Raw genomic sequence first — 19029 nt, 5'->3', positions numbered from 1 at the left:
ATATATATCAGTATTAAAAACATAAAACACAATTCCTTACTGATGTCTACGCGTTGCCTTTAATATAAACTTTTCACAAACCTTACCGTCTTCGATTCCTCGAAAATAAAGTTCAAAACCATACTGTATATTTCGCAGATAGTGGTTCTTCCCCACTTTGGTGGTAGAATAAATTTGTAGTCAAACAGAGCATTCCCATAGCTCCTGAATCACTCGCTAAATAACTGATTGAAAAAACTAAAGATATCAAAGCTGAACTTCTATTGTTGGGAGGGGCTAAAAGCCATCATTATCTGTCCATCGAATTGGATCACTTGGAAAATTCTATACCACATGTACCGCGTATGCAATTTGAGAAACTTAGTCATTTGGCATCAGATAATAGCGAAAGTCCGTTGGTTATCGCAGAAACACTATGGAAATTCTTTTTAAATACATATTCAGAGAATTTGATTATTAAGTGATCGAAAACCGAGTCGAGCCGCGTAAGAGACTTTGCCAGCCCCTGCCGAGCCACTCGGCCTTTAAAATTATGATAATTAGCTAACAAGTCCAGCCTACAAAAAGTTTAGATTTTTTTAACAGAAAATGAACTCGAACATAACGAACGACGGATGTCTGGCTTCTTTTCAGAAACCGGATTTGTTTTTTAATTAATTTGGAATCTACAGGCAACTGCATTCATGTTAACTCCTGCTCCTACGGAAGCATAAATCTTATCATTTCAACTTCTTGCCTTCATTAATCACTGCCTGATTAACCTCTTTAATTCTCTCAACATCCATTTTCTCAAAGGCACGGTCATAGGTCAAAACACCATTGACTTCATGCTCCACATCTGTCGTTTGTGTATAGACGGCAACACTCAGGCCTTTATATTTCATGAGCTGTTCAACCTGATCTAACAAGAGGATGTAACGGTCTGTAAGCGCAGTTTTGGTAGGCTCATAACCATACGCATTATTTTCTACAGGCCACATATGTCCCCTCACAAACAGACCTACGCCTCCAAATTCACCCAGTGAGGCGGCTCGTTTATCATCAGGCACAGAAGCATCGTTAGGTCCGATGTAAATATGGGTATCTACAAAATCTCCATTTCCAGGATCTCCGGCTGCTTTCTGGTACCCTGGATTGTTGTTGAAGCCAGAGTTGCCATTTACAAGTCTTGACGGATCATATTTTTTTACCCAGTCAGTAATTTCTTTTACGTCAAATGCACCCCAGTTTTCATTAAATGGAACCCAGGTAATGATAGAAGGGGAGTTGTAATGATCGTCCATTATGGCTTTTAGTTCCTTACGGAAAACTGTTCGTGTTCTGGCTGTATCTTCATGTTGGTACCAAATGGCCGGCATATCCTGCCAAACCAATAAGCCAAGTTTGTCTGCCCAGTAATAAAATCGTTTTGGCTCAGTTTTCATATGCTTCCTAATCAAATTGAATCCTGCCCTCTTGGTAAATTCCACATCATATTTCAGCGCATCTTCTGTTGGTGCAGTCAGAATTCCGTCCGGCCAGTATCCCTGATCAAGGAGGCCGACCTGCATAACGAATTTGTCATTCAATAATGGCCTAATGACCCCGTTCACTTTACCAAGTTTCACATCACGCATTCCGAAATAGCTGGTTACCTCATCGGTAACTTCGCCGTTTTTACTTCGTAACGTCAACTTCAAATCATATAAAAAGGGCTCATCTGGAGACCATAGTTTTGGATTTTTAATTGGAATGTAAAATGTAGTTCCAGCTTCGGATTTAATCTCGGAAACCATCTTTTTCCCATCAAGTACCACCGCAGAAACTTGGGCAGCGTCTGCATTCACCTCTACCTTCAGGCGACTATTGGCTAAATCAGGCATCAGGCGGATGTTCTTGATGTAATTTTTATTTACCGGCTCAAGCCAAACCGTTTGCCAGATTCCCGATGAAAAAGTATAATCGCCACGAGGACCATTCTTACCTGACGGCGCCCGGCCATCGTTTGGATCATAGGAGGCAACAATAATTATGTTGGCGCCCTTTTTCAAAAAAGGGGTAATGTTTAGGCTGAAAGCATCGTACCCACCGGCATGTGATCCGGCTTTTTGTCCATTGACAAAAACAGTCGCGTCGTGATCAACAGCATCAAAATGGATAATGATTTGTTTATCTTTCCAGGAGTCTGGGATTTCCAGACTCCTGCGGTACCACATATTTATTTCCTGTTTTCTTTCAATTCCGGACAGTACAGACTCCGGACAGTAAGGAACAAGTATCTGCTCACTTTTGTCACCGAAGTTTATGGGTTTTGATGGATTGAGAGCATTCATGACATCTTTACCCCCAATATAGTCCCATTTTCCATTCAAACACAGCCAATTCTTACGCTCAAGCTGAGGCCTGGGGTAGTCCGGGAATGGAATTTTTGATTCTATAGCCACCTTCGTCCACGCTGTGGGTAATTTAGCAACCTGACCCGCTGATTTCTCAACTGAAGCAAAAATCACTAACAAAAGGACGGCAAAAAAGAGAATTTTGATGTTTTTTTTCATCATTAAGAACATTAGTCTTTAATTAGGAGTAAATTCTTTTATAAATATATAAATATGCTTTAAAAATCTTGTGGTTCACTACAGTTTTAATGATCATCAAGAGAAGATTCTGATCATTTCCAATATACTATAGCAATTCTGGAAATTAGCTGTGGGTTGATTACTGAAAAAACGCCTTATTAGGAAAGCAATTTCCTCCTGATGCGACTCAGACTTTCCGGTTTCATACCAAGAAAGGAGGCAATATAAGTAATGGGAACATTGTGTAAAATTCCGGGATAGTTCTCTATCAGCTTTCGGTAGCGCTGTTCAGCTGAAAGGGTTGCCAGTTCCATAGAGCGGGTTTCGTTATAGGCAATGGATTGCTGAAAAACGCCAATACTAAAGTCTTTCATCGTCAGACTTTTTGAAGTTAAGCTTCCCAGGTCTGCCTTTGTAATCCGCAACAATTCACATTCCGTAATACATTCTACATTGTCATTGGATTTAGCCTCATTCACAAAAGAGAAGTAGGAGGTAAAAAAACCCGGAGGGCAATTGATGTGCGTGGTAATCTCATCACCGGTTTCATTGTAATAAAATAGGCGCAAGTAACCGGAAACAATATAGTAAAGGTATTTTGGCACTTTTCCTTCTTCTTCAATAATACGATTTTTTGGGAAAAGTACCGGCTCAAAATATTGGACAATCAGGTCCATATCCGCTTTTGAAAGCGTATGACCTGATTGGATAAAGTCAATTAATTTCTGTTGCAGCATACCTCTAAAAGTCCTCCAAATTTACAATAACTATTTTAATAAAGCTTTATGCGCCATTAAGTATGCCAGGGCATCCGTTACTGCCCTTTCCGGTTTTTTGGGATTAAAGCCCAATTCCTTTCTGGCTTTGCTGATATCGAAATTCTGTTGCAAACCTGAAAACATGGCGATGTCCTTTCTTGTCAATACGGGTGCCTTTTTGCTTATTTTGGCTAAACACTCCATTATCCCTGCAATAGCAAATAACATAAGTTTTGGAACAGCACCAGGAATTTTAAGCTTTAATTCCGGATATAGCTCATTGGCAAGCTTAGTAGTATCGGTGATCGTCATACATTGTTCATTGGCCAGTATGTAACGTTCTCCACTCCTTCCTTTTTCTGCAGCGAGCCAACAGCCCTCTGCTACATCTTTTACATCAATCCAGTTCAACGTTATTTTGGTGTCGACAGGAATTTGCTTGTTCAAAATAAGTTTAAGTACTCCGTAGGATACATTAAGCGGCAAAAAAGCTTCGCTGCCAATCATAGCGCCAGGCATTACGGCTACAAGTTCTATACCTAAATCTTTTGCCAGTTGGAAAGCTAACCTTTCACCATCATTTTTAGAGTTGTAATACATATCCCTTCGATCAGGATTGTACCCATAACTCTCCTTTGTTGGTAATTTCGCATAATCCAATGCGGCGATTGAACTGACATATACAATGCGCTTTACACCAGCTTCCGCAGCGGCCTCTATGGTGTTCTTTGTCCCCTGAATATTGACATCATAAATTTCTTTTTTGGCATCTTTAGCCCAAAGCTTGAACGAGGCACCAACGGCATAAAAGGTTTCTACACCTGCTAAAGCTTTTACAAAAGAGGGTTTGTCGGTAATATCTGCCTGTACTACCTCACAGTCCAATCCTGTAAAAGGTATTTTGTCATTGATCTCGCGGACAGAGGCCCTCACAGGGATCCCTTTATCAATGAGCAGCCTTACCAGGTTATTCCCCAAATGTCCATTTGCCCCCGAAACCAGTGCTAGTTTTTTCTGTGTCATCATGTCTTATAGTTATTGAAGACACAAAGTTCCTACAGAAATTCCCCGATACACTTGACTTTTGTTAGGAAATGGATCTGGGTGGAGATAATTCTACAATGGTCTAAAGCAATCCTATACAATAGAGATATTGTGTTTCGTTTTACTTGCTCCTTTGTGAAAACAATGTGTTCTTATAGTAAGCGCTGGTTAGCATTTTTATTGTGAATAGATGTAAATACATATTCTGAGAAATAACAAAAAGCTATCTAGTAGGGCAATAAAAAGAGTTTTGTGTGATTTTTCCGTACTGGCATCGTACTGAGAACCCTAAATCAAAGACTTTTTTGGGTATAAAAAACCCCTTTAAAGCTAATTAAAGGGGTTTAAAACTATCTGGGTCAGTGATGACGCATAATTTGAGTCATTTTGTGGACGAATTGATTGAAATTGGAGTTTTTTCGAAAATTCTGCAAAAGTAATCAACCTTATAGTTTGTCTATTATATTTTGCTATGAATTTAAGCAGATACTAGTTTACAGGAGTGAGCTTGCCCATTTTTGTTGATGCTGGTGCAACTTTTGAGGTGGATGCATATTTGATGGCAGGGGCAATTTTTGCATCCTTTTTACCAATTGCTTTATTACTTTGTTGACCGACACTACTTTTAGCCAGTGTATCAGCTTTTGGTTTTACTGTTTCTTTTTGTACAACTATTTTTTGTGCCTTAAGCCCGGTTACAATTAACAAGGCACTTAAAAGGGTCAATATCTTTTTCATGATTTCTTACTTTTATGAAGTTACTTATTCTCGTTCTTAGGTTTGATTGCTGTTTTATTTGAGTCAACAACGGCGGATGGCACGCTATCAGTGCGTTTTTTATTTTTCTTTTTAAATAGGCTATTCAGTTTTTCGCTGACTTTGTTTATGGCTTTATCTGTAACATTGTTGGCAGATTTATTGACAGCCTTGTCCACAACTTTATCGGTTGATCGGTCAACTGAGCTCGCTGTCGCAGTTTTTGCTTTTTCTTTAAGTTTACGCAATACCTGTGCTTGTGCTATCCCCCCTATACCAAGAGTAAGGAAAAAGATAAAAATTACTTTTTTCATGGCTTTAATTTTTTCATGATTTGCTTTCTTCTGGTAAAATTAGGCCAGGCGCGGACATAGGTCAATCATTAAAAAAGATGATTTTTCAATTAAAGGGGAATGATTTCCCTATCTACAAACCATTTACTATAATCTTTACCGTATTCGCCCCCATAATTGATGCATATCTCCGTATGCGCCTTTATCTGCTCATGAGCTGTAAATACCATCTGTCTTTCTTCCCTATTGAGAAGATATACGGCATTGGGATATTGCCTGTGGTTATACATGGATCCAAAACCCATGGTTAACGACAATGTATTCTCTTCTTTATTGAAATAAAAACTATAATCCATCAGTGGTGTGGTACTTAATGCGGTAAATTCTTCGGCTGCGATAATGATAACTGGACAAACTTCTATAATATCTCCTTCAGAAATAGCTGTATGGCAGAAAACACCCCTACCCTTTCCCTTTATCGTTTTTAAATACAGTTGTTTCTTCATTGTTCATCCGAATTGGGAAAGTATACTTCAGCCTTATCATCTGGCTTACCATTATAGTTAATGGTTATTTCACAGCCTTCTTCAATGGTTTGATAGGCATAGATATTAAGGGCATTTTTCTTTCTAGAAAAAGTATAAAAGGCATTCGCGACTGAGGAATGATTGTAAAAAGAGGCATAACCAAAACCAAATGCAGTCTTTTTTTCGGGATTGCCCAATAAAAAGTAATAATGAAAGAGCTTGGTAAACCGTAAGGTCTCCCTCTCGTCATTTGACAAGAAAATAACAGGAGCCTGTTCTATCAGACTTCCTCTCCTTATTTTGCTTTTCGCAAATACACCACGCCCATGAAGCGGGCTTTCCTTAACTTCAATATGCTGTGGTTGCTCAATGTTGCAATTGAACAGCATTAGTTTCCTTTTTGTTGGGCAATTTTTGCGTCTTTGGCTGCTCTTTCTTTTGCGGCTTTATCTGCTGCTTCCTTTTTAGGATCAGTAGCAGCAGCCTTCGGGTCTTTTACAGGGATGGTTTTAGGATCAGCCTGCTGCGCAATTTTTGCATCCTTTGCAGCCCTTTCTGCCGCTGCTTTAGCTTCAGCTTCCTTTTTGGGATCGGTAGCCGCAGCCTTAGGATCTTTTACTGGTGTAGAAGTACCAGTAGTTTGGCTACTTCCGGGATTTACCGTTTCTTTTTTCACCACGGTTTGCGCTTTCACTGCTGTTACCAATAGCAATGAACCTAAAATGGAGAAGATTTTTTTCATGACATTTTTGATTAATGAGTAAAATTTAAATAGCAGGATACGTTCCTACTCTAGCATATTCCTTACAGCATCGAAATCGAAGTTTTCGGTAAAATTTTCTACCAAACTTTTCCCAAGAGGAGTTTTTACGTACCTATAGGTCAATTCTATCATATAAGGCTTTACCGGATTTCTTTCTGAACCCTTAAAATAGTCGGGATTATATTGATAGAGCGTTGAACCACCTTTGTTATCCCAAAATCCATCAAAGGTAAATGATCCGGTTCTTTGGGCGGCCTCTTTGGTATCGGCATTGTAGGTCTCTACCCATACCTCATCGTTGGGGGCCGAGCCATAAGTCCTTTTCCAGGAAAAGGTTTCAGCTTTGGGTTTTACAACGGCAGACTGGGTCAGCCAGGCCGCTGTATTTTCTTTCAATACCTTTTCCACCGTGGTTTTTTTAGCTTCTATTTTTTCTTGCCAGTCCGGGTATTTGGCCTTTTTCACGATCAGGTTCCGTTTCCCGTTTTCATACAACTGAGGGTACTTTTTCGGATCTTTCATCATGCCAGCGCTTTCGCTTTCAATCTCTTTTATTTTGTCGGCTATTAAAAGCCTTTCTCTTTCGTAATAGACCAGCAGGGCTTCGAGGTATTCTTTACGCGAAACAGGCATAAATACCAAAGCACCAGGTTTTGTGCAATACCAATGACGGGTCATATATACATTACGGCTACCTTCTTTCACAGTGTGTTCCGGAATATCCTGATAAAATCCCTTACTGTTATTGATATTTTTAGTGGCATCCATTTTAATAAAATTGTGCAGGGCGATAAATTGCCCATTGTATTTTTTTGGTGTTTCGTAATAATATGCTTCGTCAGGAAAAGAAAAAGCAGTTTCTATCCCGGTATAACGATTAACGTAGGCACGAAAAACATTTGCATATTCACTGTTGACCATCATTTTATTTTTGACACAGATATATTCGTAGCAGCCCATATTAAGGTCATAGCTTGCCAATGCATATTTGCCAACTATTGTAGTAGCGGTATTGCCCGAAAACGCAGTTTTAAGCACACACCCTTTAAGGATATAATTGCTACGGCTTTGTTTTTCGAGCGTTTCGATTTTAGTAAGTATGGCATTGGCAGCAGCTTTATTAGCTGCCGTACCCAAGGCATCCAGCCAATGTGCTTTCTCTTGCGGCCATTCGCAATGGGCTGCATCTATATGCTTTCCAGGAAGCGCTTCCAGGTCTTTTGACGACTGGCAATCTTGTGCATTAACCTGCTGCGTTAAAGCAACCGTTGCAATTAATGTGGCAATGGTCGATGTATGTATTCGTTTCATGGGTCGAATTTAATTTTAGATAATTATTGCAACATCTTTTTCAATGCACCAATATCAAAATGCTGTTCCCAGTTGTTAAACAACCTTGAAGAGTAGCCATAATCTTTTGTGATTTCATACCGAAACTGTACTTCTATCAACAAAGGTTTTGCAGCCTGCCCGTTATTGGATACAAAAAACGGGGATCAGTAAAGGCACTCCCGGTTTGGTGAGGAAATAACGACGATCTATAAATTGATACGAATTAGGTCCGTGATTGTCATACCTGCCGCCCATTTCCCAGTGCTCAACATAGCCATTGCCATTGTTGAGTTTTAAAAAATCGCTATGAAAATCTTTATAATTATCAGAGCGGGCAACCATCAGCGTTGCTTCTGAAATATATTGTGATACGCGGCTGGGATTGTTGTTTTTGTCTTTTTCAAAGTTGGGCCCCACTTTTGCTTGTACAGGAATTTCGTACATCGGATTCCCATTTTTCATATTGAACTCGCCAGTACCTACTGCATGTACGCCTCCAGGCATTATATAAGGATTAAACTCAACCCTGAAAACCGTTCTGTATTCATCTACGATTTTGGTTGCGTGTTGGGACACATTGCAGACAAAAGCATATATACCCATGTTGTACCCATAGCTGGCATAAACATTTTTACCGTAATCACTGCTACCATGCCTGGCAAAACTTACTCTGGCGGCACATCCCGTCAACTTAAAATCCTTACGGCTGGCTTCTTCCAGTTTTTCTGCTGCGATGAGGTTTTTCATCATCGTAGTTTTTTCGGCGGGTGTGCCTTTTAAACTAAAGCCATATATTGTATTGTTGTGGTCGGTATAAATACCGGGCATACCGTCAACTTCTGCACGTGAACCACAGGGCGTTAATGGGTCAGTTATTTTTTTTATTCCTTGCGAAAAACCTGCAATGCTCCCCAATACCATTACTGAAAAGATCAAAAACTGTTTCATTTGTTTATAATTTTGTTTTTAGTGGTCAAATGTTCCTTACCATGATTAAATCATCATTCCTATGTGAGTTTAATGATGATTTAATCATGGACGGTTCATCGTTTGTTGTTTATTTAAAGATACCTGTTCCGTTTAGTGAGCCTGCGCCGCTATTAAGGCTCATTCTTCCTTCCATGCCTGCGCTTGCACCGGCAGAGCCAACTCCGGCAGCGGCTTCTGCACCCGCAACCACCACTACATCGGTTATACCGGTTCTGTCAATTTCAATATCTGCACCTACACCAGCGCTTACACTGGCCTGTAATGGCCCCAATTTGCCGCCGGCACTTACTTTAGGTCCAATGCTAACTGTGCAATTCTTAAAGGAATCGCCAAAACCTGCATGATCCAGATCCTGGTTCAAAGTACCGCTGATCACACCTGCATTAACAGTAGTAGTTAAGCCACTGCAGGTAAGCGTCATCGTGAAGCCGAGCCTCGCACTACCAAATTCGCTATTGATATTGCAGTTGGGATCTTTAAACTCGGTAAGCTTACCTTCTTTTATTTTACCCGGACTTGCACAGCCGTAACTTACCTGAAGCACTTCGGCTTTAAAGGCCAGGTCTTTTAACCATTGTTGTTTTAGGCCAGCATTGATACCAGGAATCAATTCGGGATAAGTAGTGTACAATGATAAATAAGCCATTTCATTCAAAAACTGCTTCTGCACCTCCAAATATTCTTTGTACAATTCTTCGCACTTTGTATTGTATGCACTCAGGTAAACATCTATTGCTTTTATAGATTCGTTGCAAAGCACCCCATTATTTTCTGTTCCGCCCTCTCCAACGTTTTTCCATCTTTCGTTGATCTTTTTCATAGTGGCTTCATACTCTTTTTTGTAAGTGGCACCATCTCCTTTCGTAAAATCGGCCATTTTTTGCAGTACCTTATCCTTTTTTAGCTGAAGGTTTTGCAGCACTATTTTCTCTTTGGCGTTCATTTTTTCCGAAAACATGGGTATACCCACAGTTTGCATGGCACTACTTTGGTTTACTGAACCAGGATTGGCCAACGTTTTGTTCATGACGTTCATCAACTGTTTTTGCTGCTCCTCCAAACGCTTGATCGTTTGCTTATTCGACTCTTCGCTAAGTTTTTGTAAGGGTTTTATTGCCTGATCAATAGCTACGCTAAACTGTTTCCATTGCGTTTCGTACATTTTCATTGCCGCATAAGATTTTGGAAATTCCATTGGTGAAAAGTTACCGAGATTCAATAGATCGTTACTTTTGTTAGTACGAGGAAAACCAGTATAATCATCTGCTCCAGGTGTATAGCCTAATTGCTTTAACTTGTCTTTTCTTGATGCGGTGTTTCCCTGCTTAAATGCGGCTTTGGCATATGCAAGCGCTGCTGCTTTATCACCTTTGTGCTCAGCTATCAGACAAAGGGTTTGATTGGCCTGCGCGTGTGATGCGCCAAGTGCAAGTGTGGTATCCAGGTATTTTTGGGCTTTGTCCACATCGCCTAGTGCAAACCATGCCTGGCCAAGGTTGTTGAGTATGGTACTGTTCTTTTTAAATCGGCCATTGAGGTTACTGAGAAGAGGAATTGCCATTTCAGGAGCCCCCGTCATCGTTAACATAGCTGCATAATTATTCAAATTATCGGTGTTATTGGCATCATCTTTACATACCTGTGCCATCAGGCTCAATGCGATTTGTGTACGGCCACCCACCCACAATGCGACAGCAGCATTGCCCATTTCATCAATGCTTGCTCCTTTTTCTTTCAGGTCTTTATAGAGATTGTTGGCTTTATTTTTTGCAGCAGGAAGTACAGCGGCAAAAGTTGTATTTCCTGTATTGCCGATAAATGCACCCATGTTTACTTTGGATGGTGTAGCAGCAATACCAGCAATGGCTTTGATGTCTTTTGCAGGAATAAGACCGTTGGCAACACCGCCACTTTTTGTTGGCTGACTTTTGTTTACCTGTTTTATGGCATTGTCCATCTTTTGTCCCACACCATATTGATTGAGCAGACTGTCGTATCCTTTTTTGGCCTTAGGGTCCATTTTAGAAGTCTTTTCATTGAGTTTTTGCATGGCCTCAGCCAATCGCTTTTTGTCGGCTTCCATTTGTTCTTTAGATGGCTTTTGGGCAAAAGCAATAAATGGCAGTAGTATAAACAAGGAGATAAGTATTTTCGATTTCATAGCAATAATTATAGATTATCACACCATAAACCCAGCACCGATGATTTCCCAGCATCGTTTGTACCACCAGTTGCGGCATTACCAATTTTAATTTGATTGGCTTTTGGCAATTCCAGTGAATTTACAAATGCCAATATTTCTTCCTGATATTTACTGGTGTTGGTCAGGATTACAACGCTAACCGTTTGGCCGTATCCCGTTGCCGTAATTAGTGTTGCCAATCCTTTGTTATTGCCATCTACATAATTTGCCTGTCCGGTAATGCAACTCCAGCCTGTTTCTATATTCATATCCGAAATGCTTGGCGCTGTGTCACCGCTTACTGCTCCTTTTACCAATTTATCCCAATCATTATTAAAATTTTCATTAGCTGATGCAGAAGATGCCCTTGCTTTGGTGATCACCGCAATTCCATAAACACCTGTTTTTTTATCGGTAATGGAAAGTTGAATACCTGCTTCACTTTTTTGTTGTTGCCAGCCTTTTGGAAAAGTAAAAGAAACCACATCAAAAGTCTGTTTTTGTGCAAAACTGGTACAGCTCATCACTATTAGCACACTCAATAAAATAAAATATTTTACGTGTTTCATTGTTCAAAGGTTGATTAAGGAATTTCACAAAGAGTCCATTTAGTACCAGCTACATTACTTTGAGCTCCTGCAAATGCCAATAATCCAAAACCAGACGAATAGTTTCCTGCACCAAAGCCAAATGCAAGAAAATTGCCAGTTGGTTTTTGTTTTATAACGGAATACGTTTTAGTTAAATTTCGTTCTGAATATAACACAAATGTTATCGGGGAACAGATCCCTACTTCTGTTTGCCATTCTGAAAACGATGCCCCAAAAAAAGGCGTTTCATAATAAAAACCTAAACTGGTGCCCAATACAGAAATAGCATAAGCACTGCCATTCCATTTATAACTTTTTGTAACTTGCAGGCGCCTGCTATCTGATGGAAATCTACCTGGTATGCTAACAGTGTCTAAGGTAATACCCGCATCAGAGTACCTTCCCCATGGACCATCAGCAGTAGTGAAGGTATGAATTGCTTTTGTAGGGTCTGTGTCAGTAAACTCTCCATACCAGTGGTTAGTGAACCCTATACCCGATTTACTTTCATCAAAAAGAACTCCCGAACTTGGGATTTCGTCAATACACCGGAACGGGTTAGGATCATCAGGCTTAGTAACTATTGGAGGGGTATTAGACGTTTGCAAGCCACCTCCACCAGGTGTATATCCCTGCACTGGTTTAGCCAATTCATATTGAAATCTCAGAAACTCGCTAAACTTAATCTTATCCTTTACATTATCGGGAAACACGGCTCTTATTTTTGCTTGATAATCCCGCTCATCAATGTTTGCCTCTTCCCAAACTTTCTTAATAAACGGATAGTATTTTTTGGAAACATTTGCTATCCCCGATCGTTTTTCTTCGTTTGTTTTTGCATCGGCTATGGCCTTAATATCTTGCTGGTAGGCTTTATAAGTGGCTGGGTCGGCATCCATAAGCTTGCCCAGTTTGTCAATAACTGGTTTCACTATTTCTGCTATTTTCTTTGCTATTTCTGTTTTCGCATCATCCTGGGGTAGCCTTAATTCTTTTATACTTTTTAGGATGAATGCACTCTCGTCTTTAACTCTTGGTTTGATTTGTGCCTTAGCTGTTATTGTTCCTACAATGAACAGGAATAAGATGATTAATTTTTTCATAAGTATATAATTTGTTTATATCGGTAATGAAGCTATCAAGAGCAATATTATTCATTTCTGTTTGTGAGCGTTTGCTCATAATGGTTTCATTAATTTTGTGATATAAAAGTAGCTTGATATAAAAAAATGGTCAATCATTAAAAAAGATGATTTTATGGCTTGTTTAAACCCAGCACATTTGCAATATAACCGCTTGCTTTTATCCCTTCATTTACAGAAATATTAGTGGAGGCAATATTGGCTTCTCCACTAACCGCACCGATATTTCCCCCGGCCGAAACGCCTGCAGAGATTCCCCAGTCTGTTACCTGTACCCCGCCATTTGGCCCGGCACCAACGGTGATGTACTCCACCGCAGATGCGCCTGCTGAAACTGCTGTTACATTTTGATTGCCAATATGCCCTTCTATTCCTATGCCTGCACCAATTGTTGCCTCTTTAAAAGTGCCATTTTCATTGAAATTCAAATTTAATTCTCCCACAAAACCTTCGCCACCGGATATGCTCATGGAGTTACAATTGAACCCAATCTTTGCAGGGCCAATGCCCAACGTTCCTTTGAAATTGGCACAATAATCTTCTTCCCATGGCTTTGGCTTGGATGGCTTCTTATCTTCTTTTGCTTCTTGGGATGGATAGATACAGGGCTCTGCAACAGTGTATACCGAAAGGATCTTCCTTACATCAGTAATATATTTTACCTGTGCATCCAGAAGAAAGCGGTTGCTGTTATCGTTTAATTGAACCGGCATCCAGTTAGCATAATCCCTGAAATAAGTACGGCTTACCAGCTCGCTTTTTTGAGCAAACTGGTTGGTGAGCTTTGCCAGGTCAGAAAGATATATCTGACTTTCTTTATTGTATTCTTCACAACGGGCTTTCTTTAGGCGCTCCATTTCTTCCTCTTCTTCTACCTTGCCTTCACCGCCTTCTAATTTATTCAACAGTGCATTATATTTTTTGGTGATCGCACTTATCTTTTTATTGTAGGCGGTTGTTAATGTTCTTTTGTTCTGTGTAAAAATCTGCTCCAGGTCGCTTTTCAATTTTATGTACCACGCCGCACTTTGATTTACAATATTGGCTGCTTTCACCATCATCATTGCTGTTCCTTTGTTCTGGTTGATATTTGCGATTACTTGTTTCATATCCGCTTCGGGAATCTTTTTATAAGCGGCCCTGATATCATCGGCAGTTTGAGACAAAGCAGTTTTTTCTTTTTCTAAAAATCCGTTGAAAGATTTTGCCTGCGCCAGGTCTTCGGTCATGGCAGGCAGCTCCAGCCGGCGAAGCATGGGGAATTCTTTAAAGTTTGTATTCGCAAAATCTTTTTGTTTTTGATGATTGCCTTCAATTTTATTTAATATTTCAGCTGCTTCATTATCATACCGTGATTTAAGCACTTGTTTTAAACAACCAATAGCTTTATCGGCTTCAGCTTTGTTATTGGTTGCCGATGCTTTGCCCAGGTGTACAAAAGCGGCCACTTTATTTCCGTTAGCGTTCAAACTGTCTTTTGCAATGCTTTTATCCGCAAACAGGGAAGCATTGTTCATATCGCCAAGGTTATAATAAGCAGTTGCCATATTGGACAATACATCCGGGTTGTTATTGATTTTACCATTCACATATTGTAAAACAGGAATTGCTTTTTCTGAATAACCATAAGCATTCAACAGCGAAGCCAGGTTGTTGGCAGTATTCATAACATTGTAGTCTGCCTGCATGGCTTTGCAGAATAAATACAAAGCTGCTGTTGGTTTGTTGCTCAGCCATGCGCCAATAGCTTCTGCAGCAATTGCTTTTGGTGCCGTTATTTTTTTTGCTTTGAGGTAACCGTCTATCTTATTTACATTATCTGTATTCAATTTGGTGGATACAGTATTTTTCAGGTCATCAATTAATTTTTTAAATGCAGCATTGCTCAACACTGTATTGGGTATAGCATCTAATAATGCAGAACGTGAAGGCGCTTTGAATGGGGGTAAGGTTGCCACTGCTTTATTGCTTCCTTCTGCCTGTGCCGGAATGAGGGTAGCGCTTTTAAACCCTGTAGGATAACTTATCGGCGGCATATTACCTATTTTTTCTAATGGTTTAAATGCATAGTCCGATGTTTCAAATGTAGCAGCATCGGGTGTTGTGGATTTTTTGTCTTTTACCACTCCGGCAAATTGCGGCTCCTGCGGAATAGTATTTTGCACAGGGCTGCCACTTTTTACATACACATTACTGAAATACACACCCGGTTCGCTGCAATACCAGGCGTATCTTCTAAAAGATTTTCCCGCAGGGATTGCATTATCATCATGCATTAGTTCTTTGCCATTTACAGAAACAGCTATTGCAGCGCCGTTCACGGAAATTGTTACATGTGCTACATCGCCTGCTTTGGCAGTGGGTATCCTGGTATTAGTGAACGTTTCTTTGTATTCAACACTCATGTACCGTTTGCTTGTTTCGGTTTCGCCACTCATGGCTAATGAAAATTGGAAGCCTTCCCTGTTTATATCGTGCAAATCAATTGGGTTACTTTTCTTCGGGTCTTCCGTATCTATCCTGAAGTAAAAAGGCGTTCTTTGGTTTTTTACATTTTTTCCGAAATACACATCGTAGTTCACGGTAAAATTGGCGCCAAGCGGTTTATTAAAATTGGGATAGAAACTAAAATCCTGCGGTACAGAAATCCATTTGCCGGATTGTCCATTCACTGTGCTTACCGATGCATTTGCAAAATCATGCCCGTTGTGTCCATAAGTGTGCCATACTTTTGCAGACAGTGTTCCATCGGTATAACCGTTAAAATCATCGTACAAAATAGTGTAAGGGTCTTTATTTTTTGTAGATGCTGTTACCGAAACCATTGCAGGCGCTGAAAATATATTGCCCGTAGATTTTGCCGGCGCTTTTACGGGCGTATAAGCCATACTCTTTCTTGCATCAGGCTGCGCAAGCCACCTGGCTACATAATCAAAATTAAAATTGTTCAACAGAGAATACACCATATGCGATATATCGGTACCAAACTTTGTATCAAATTTTGCAGGGTTTCCTACTATCGCCCTATTCAGTGGTGTAAAATTAAAATACACCCAAAGCGGGTTATCTGTTTTTGATTGGTCGATGGTTTGTTGCGTGGTGCTAACAAGGATGCTGTGTTCAGGAAATGTTTTATTAATAGGGTTTCCGTTTATGATTGCCCCGGGGTCCAGCAGGTAATGATCATTATTATCATTGATAGCATTGTTTGGATTATAATTAGCTCTTAATTTCACCACTTCATTGTAATAAGGCTTTAATCTTTCCAAAGCTTTTTTTACAGGCTCTGCCGAGTAAGGATTTTTTTGAAGGATAGCGGGATAAGCGGCCAATTGTTGCTGAATGTATGCAACGGCATCCTTTACCAGCACGGGTTTAAAAGGCCAGTCTCCATTTTTGGAAACCACCACGCCAACTTTAAACATCTGCTGGCCAGCATCGTGATAATGATCTAAGTAGGTACGATAGTTATATAGATTGGGCTGAATTTTTTTATCTATTCCTTCTTTTGATAATTGTGCATCATCATCGCCACTGCTGAACTGTGCCTCCTCGGCAAAGAAATACAACCCACCGGGATTAAATTTTTTGATAGCTACGCCCGGAAAATCATTAAACCCTGCAATTAATTTCAGGCCCTGTTCACAGCACTTGAGGTCAATTTTACCATTGACAAAATGAGCAGAATAGCCCAGCAAATTGATACCATAACTATGCAGCGGGCTATAATCATCTACATACCAGCGTTCATCGTTTTTGGCGATGGTGCGCACTATCAAACCCCGTGGCAAATAGGATTGTTGTATCCAGCTTAGCAATAAATCCGATGCCTGCTGTTGCCATGCAGAATAGGCCCCGCCTGCATATAGGCCTTTTACGGGTTTATAAATCGCCTTTGAATTTATAGGATTGCTTACATATTGCCATCCGATTACGGAGTCCCTGTTGAGTTCCTGATCGCTTTGTGCCTGTGCGCCAAAAGCGATAAATAGAAATACTATTATTGCTACGTATGATTTCATAACTATATTCTCTATGGCTTTATTTCCAGCTTCAACTCTCCTGTTACTGTTCCAGGTGTATAACCCGCTGGTGCATTAGTAACAGGAAGTACTTGCAGGGTATAAGTACCTGTTAGTGTTTTGTTGCTGTTGTTATAAATAAGATTGCAGTTCATGGTTACATTTGTATTCTTTTTTAAAAGGATAGTTACATTATTGCCATGAACGGTGTAAGTACCAGATTCGAGCCTTGTTACAGCTTCGGGGGTAGTGAGACTACAGCTAACTGTGCCGTTACTGAGAAATTTAAAAGAAGGATCGGTAATCGAATGGCCTGCATTGGGTGTAACCCACCAACGAATAAGGTTCCAAGTATGTGTTGTTAAAGAGGTAGTTATAGGGTCTGGTTTGCTCGGTAATTTAATAGGCCTACCTCCAGGAATTTCTATTGGTTGTTGTGGCAATTGCGGCAACTTTGTATCGATTACATTTTTTATAGGTGGCACCTTCGGTGGCGCTTCCTGTGCATTTGCAGCAATAATGGTTACTGCCAAGCTTAGTAAAAGAATAATTTTTTTCACGTATAACGAGATTTAATGGTTTGGAACAAATGTTTTATTTAATCTGTAAAACAGATTATTGTTGGTGATAAAACCACTATTATTGGTATTATAATTAAATCTTTTGAAAAGGAACAATCGTTTCTATTCTGTTCTTATCATAATTAAAGGCATAAAAACCCATTAAATTTCTCCATTCATTATTACCAGATTTTCTTGAATAAAACCGTATGAAGTATTTTGTTACCGGGCCTGAACTAGTTTTTCTTTCCATCACATTTCCTTTAAAGGCAAATACACCTTCACCTTTAAATTGTTTACTCTTAATCAGGTCATTATAATAATCATAGCCCACCGTATAAGAAGATTGCGCCAATACATAATATTTCCCTTCCACAGTGTAACTGGTCGCAAAACTTAAACTATTACCATACGATCCACTGCTTGAAACCCATGTGCCTGTTAACTGCTTTTTATAATCCATATTTTTTTCAGCCACCCCATTTATTTTTAAAGTGAATAAAAGAAAATTCAAGCCCATCTCCATCTCGCTGCCCAGTATTATATCAGCCGAATTAATTACAGCTACATTTGTTCCTACCTGTATAAGCAGCACCGTACCTTTTACAACCGATCCATTTTTACTAATGCTATTACTTAGCATATAATATGGCAGGCCCTGGCTGGTAACTCCTTTTTCATGATCACCTTTTTCGAATAACTGGTTGTTAGAACTGTTATACAGACCCCAACCATCAAAAACCTCGAAGAAAATATGTTCCATATCTTTTTCTAAACTGCCAGATGATTTTACCATACTCATCAACTCAATAATTTTTTTTCCAGTAGTTGTATTTTTTTCTAGTGTCAAACTATTTCCACTTGCATTTAAACTCCACGTAGGTGGAACAGTGATGGAATACCTATTTTTGTTTCCTGAACTGGTTGTATAGTTTGTTGGCGAATTCTGTTGTGTATTATTGTTCWGTGCAGTTGCCGTTTCATTTAAGTCSAGGCTTTTTATAAAATCCAGTATTTGGTTTTGATATTTATCGGTRTTGGTCATAATTACCACGTTCGCCATTTTGCCGTTGCCTGTRGCGGTTATTAGTGTTACCCATCCTTTATTCGAGCCATCGGTATAGCTGGCTTGCCCCGAAATAACATTCCATCCTTTTTCAGTAGCAGGATTTTGCATGTTTGGTTCTCCGGAAACAGACACCGTACCTTTCACCAGTTTTTCCCAGCTGGTCATAAAGTTTTCGTTTGCTGGTGCCTCGGTCGCTACCGAATTTAAAATAACAGCAGCGGCATAGTTTCCTTTACCATCGTTTTTGGTGGACAGTTGAATGCCATTTGCCATTTCCATTTTATCCCAACCGTTGGGTATAACATAGTTTATTACGTCAAAAGCTTGCTTTTGGGCAAAACAAGTAGAACTTACCATCAATAGCAGGTTCAACAGGAGCATGTTTTTTATAGGTTTCATCTTTTTAAGGTTATCATTTCTGAAAAATCATTTCAAAATGCCAGCAG

General features: G+C 39.7%; 16 protein-coding genes. All 16 read right to left on the bottom strand.

The annotated features are described in order from the left end of the window. Positions 1-719: 719 nt before the first annotated feature. Positions 720-2537 carry a glycoside hydrolase family 2 protein gene (locus AC1DDX_RS02060; RefSeq protein WP_337717167.1) on the bottom strand — a complete coding sequence of 606 codons (1818 nt, stop codon included), beginning with the start codon at positions 2535-2537 and terminating at the stop codon, positions 720-722. A gap of 176 nt (positions 2538-2713) precedes the next feature. Beyond that, on the bottom strand, positions 2714-3292 hold the full coding sequence (locus tag AC1DDX_RS02055) for a Crp/Fnr family transcriptional regulator (protein WP_288882202.1): 579 nt from the start codon (positions 3290-3292) through the stop codon (positions 2714-2716). A gap of 30 nt (positions 3293-3322) precedes the next feature. Beyond that, positions 3323-4339 (bottom strand): NAD-dependent epimerase/dehydratase family protein, encoded by a 1017-nt coding sequence (locus AC1DDX_RS02050; protein WP_337717169.1) that lies wholly within the window; start codon positions 4337-4339, stop codon positions 3323-3325. A gap of 507 nt (positions 4340-4846) precedes the next feature. Further along, positions 4847-5095, bottom strand: coding sequence for a hypothetical protein (locus AC1DDX_RS02045; RefSeq protein WP_172661391.1), 249 nt, complete (start codon positions 5093-5095; stop codon positions 4847-4849). A 20-nt stretch (positions 5096-5115) separates the two neighbouring features. Continuing rightward, the gene (locus tag AC1DDX_RS02040; protein ID WP_337717171.1) at positions 5116-5427 is read right to left on the bottom strand and encodes a hypothetical protein; all 312 of its coding nucleotides are present in this window, start codon (positions 5425-5427) and stop codon (positions 5116-5118) included. Positions 5428-5516: 89 nt separating this feature from the next. After that, a complete protein-coding gene (locus AC1DDX_RS02035) occupies positions 5517-5912 on the bottom strand; it encodes an SET domain-containing protein-lysine N-methyltransferase (RefSeq protein ID WP_172661393.1) in 396 nt (131 codons plus the stop codon). Then, positions 5909-6322, bottom strand: a complete 414-nt coding sequence (locus tag AC1DDX_RS02030; RefSeq protein WP_172661394.1) for an SET domain-containing protein-lysine N-methyltransferase — start codon at positions 6320-6322, stop codon at positions 5909-5911. Before AC1DDX_RS02030 ends, AC1DDX_RS02035 begins: the two co-directional genes overlap by 4 nt. Continuing rightward, complete coding sequence (locus AC1DDX_RS02025; protein WP_337717173.1) at positions 6322-6675, bottom strand: hypothetical protein; 354 nt, start codon at positions 6673-6675, stop codon at positions 6322-6324. The genes AC1DDX_RS02030 and AC1DDX_RS02025 overlap by 1 nt, the downstream gene beginning before the upstream one ends. 45 nt (positions 6676-6720) lie before the next feature. Further along, complete coding sequence (locus AC1DDX_RS02020) at positions 6721-8007, bottom strand: hypothetical protein (protein ID WP_337717175.1); 1287 nt, start codon at positions 8005-8007, stop codon at positions 6721-6723. 162 nt (positions 8008-8169) lie between these two features. Next, entirely contained in the window at positions 8170-8976 is an 807-nt protein-coding gene (locus AC1DDX_RS02015; RefSeq protein WP_477621738.1) for a hypothetical protein, read from the bottom strand. Between the two features lie 109 nt (positions 8977-9085). Beyond that, positions 9086-11179 (bottom strand): tetratricopeptide repeat protein, encoded by a 2094-nt coding sequence (locus tag AC1DDX_RS02010; protein ID WP_337717179.1) that lies wholly within the window; start codon positions 11177-11179, stop codon positions 9086-9088. 8 nt (positions 11180-11187) lie between these two features. Then, positions 11188-11769: a hypothetical protein gene (locus AC1DDX_RS02005; protein ID WP_172661399.1), complete on the bottom strand. Its 582-nt coding sequence runs from the start codon at positions 11767-11769 to the stop codon at positions 11188-11190. 14 nt (positions 11770-11783) lie between these two features. Further along, positions 11784-12893 (bottom strand): hypothetical protein, encoded by a 1110-nt coding sequence (locus tag AC1DDX_RS02000; RefSeq protein WP_477611825.1) that lies wholly within the window; start codon positions 12891-12893, stop codon positions 11784-11786. Between the two features lie 152 nt (positions 12894-13045). Beyond that, positions 13046-16954, bottom strand: a complete 3909-nt coding sequence (locus AC1DDX_RS01995) for a tetratricopeptide repeat protein (RefSeq protein WP_337717181.1) — start codon at positions 16952-16954, stop codon at positions 13046-13048. Between the two features lie 11 nt (positions 16955-16965). Then, a complete protein-coding gene (locus AC1DDX_RS01990) occupies positions 16966-17514 on the bottom strand; it encodes a hypothetical protein (RefSeq protein WP_172661402.1) in 549 nt (182 codons plus the stop codon). 94 nt (positions 17515-17608) lie between these two features. Then, complete coding sequence (locus AC1DDX_RS01985) at positions 17609-18982, bottom strand: hypothetical protein (RefSeq protein WP_477621737.1); 1374 nt, start codon at positions 18980-18982, stop codon at positions 17609-17611. Positions 18983-19029: the final 47 nt, after the last annotated feature.

The sequence above is a fragment of the Pedobacter sp. 10L46_2 genome (assembly GCF_056395165.1).
This window is presented reverse-complemented; position numbering and strand designations above follow the sequence as displayed.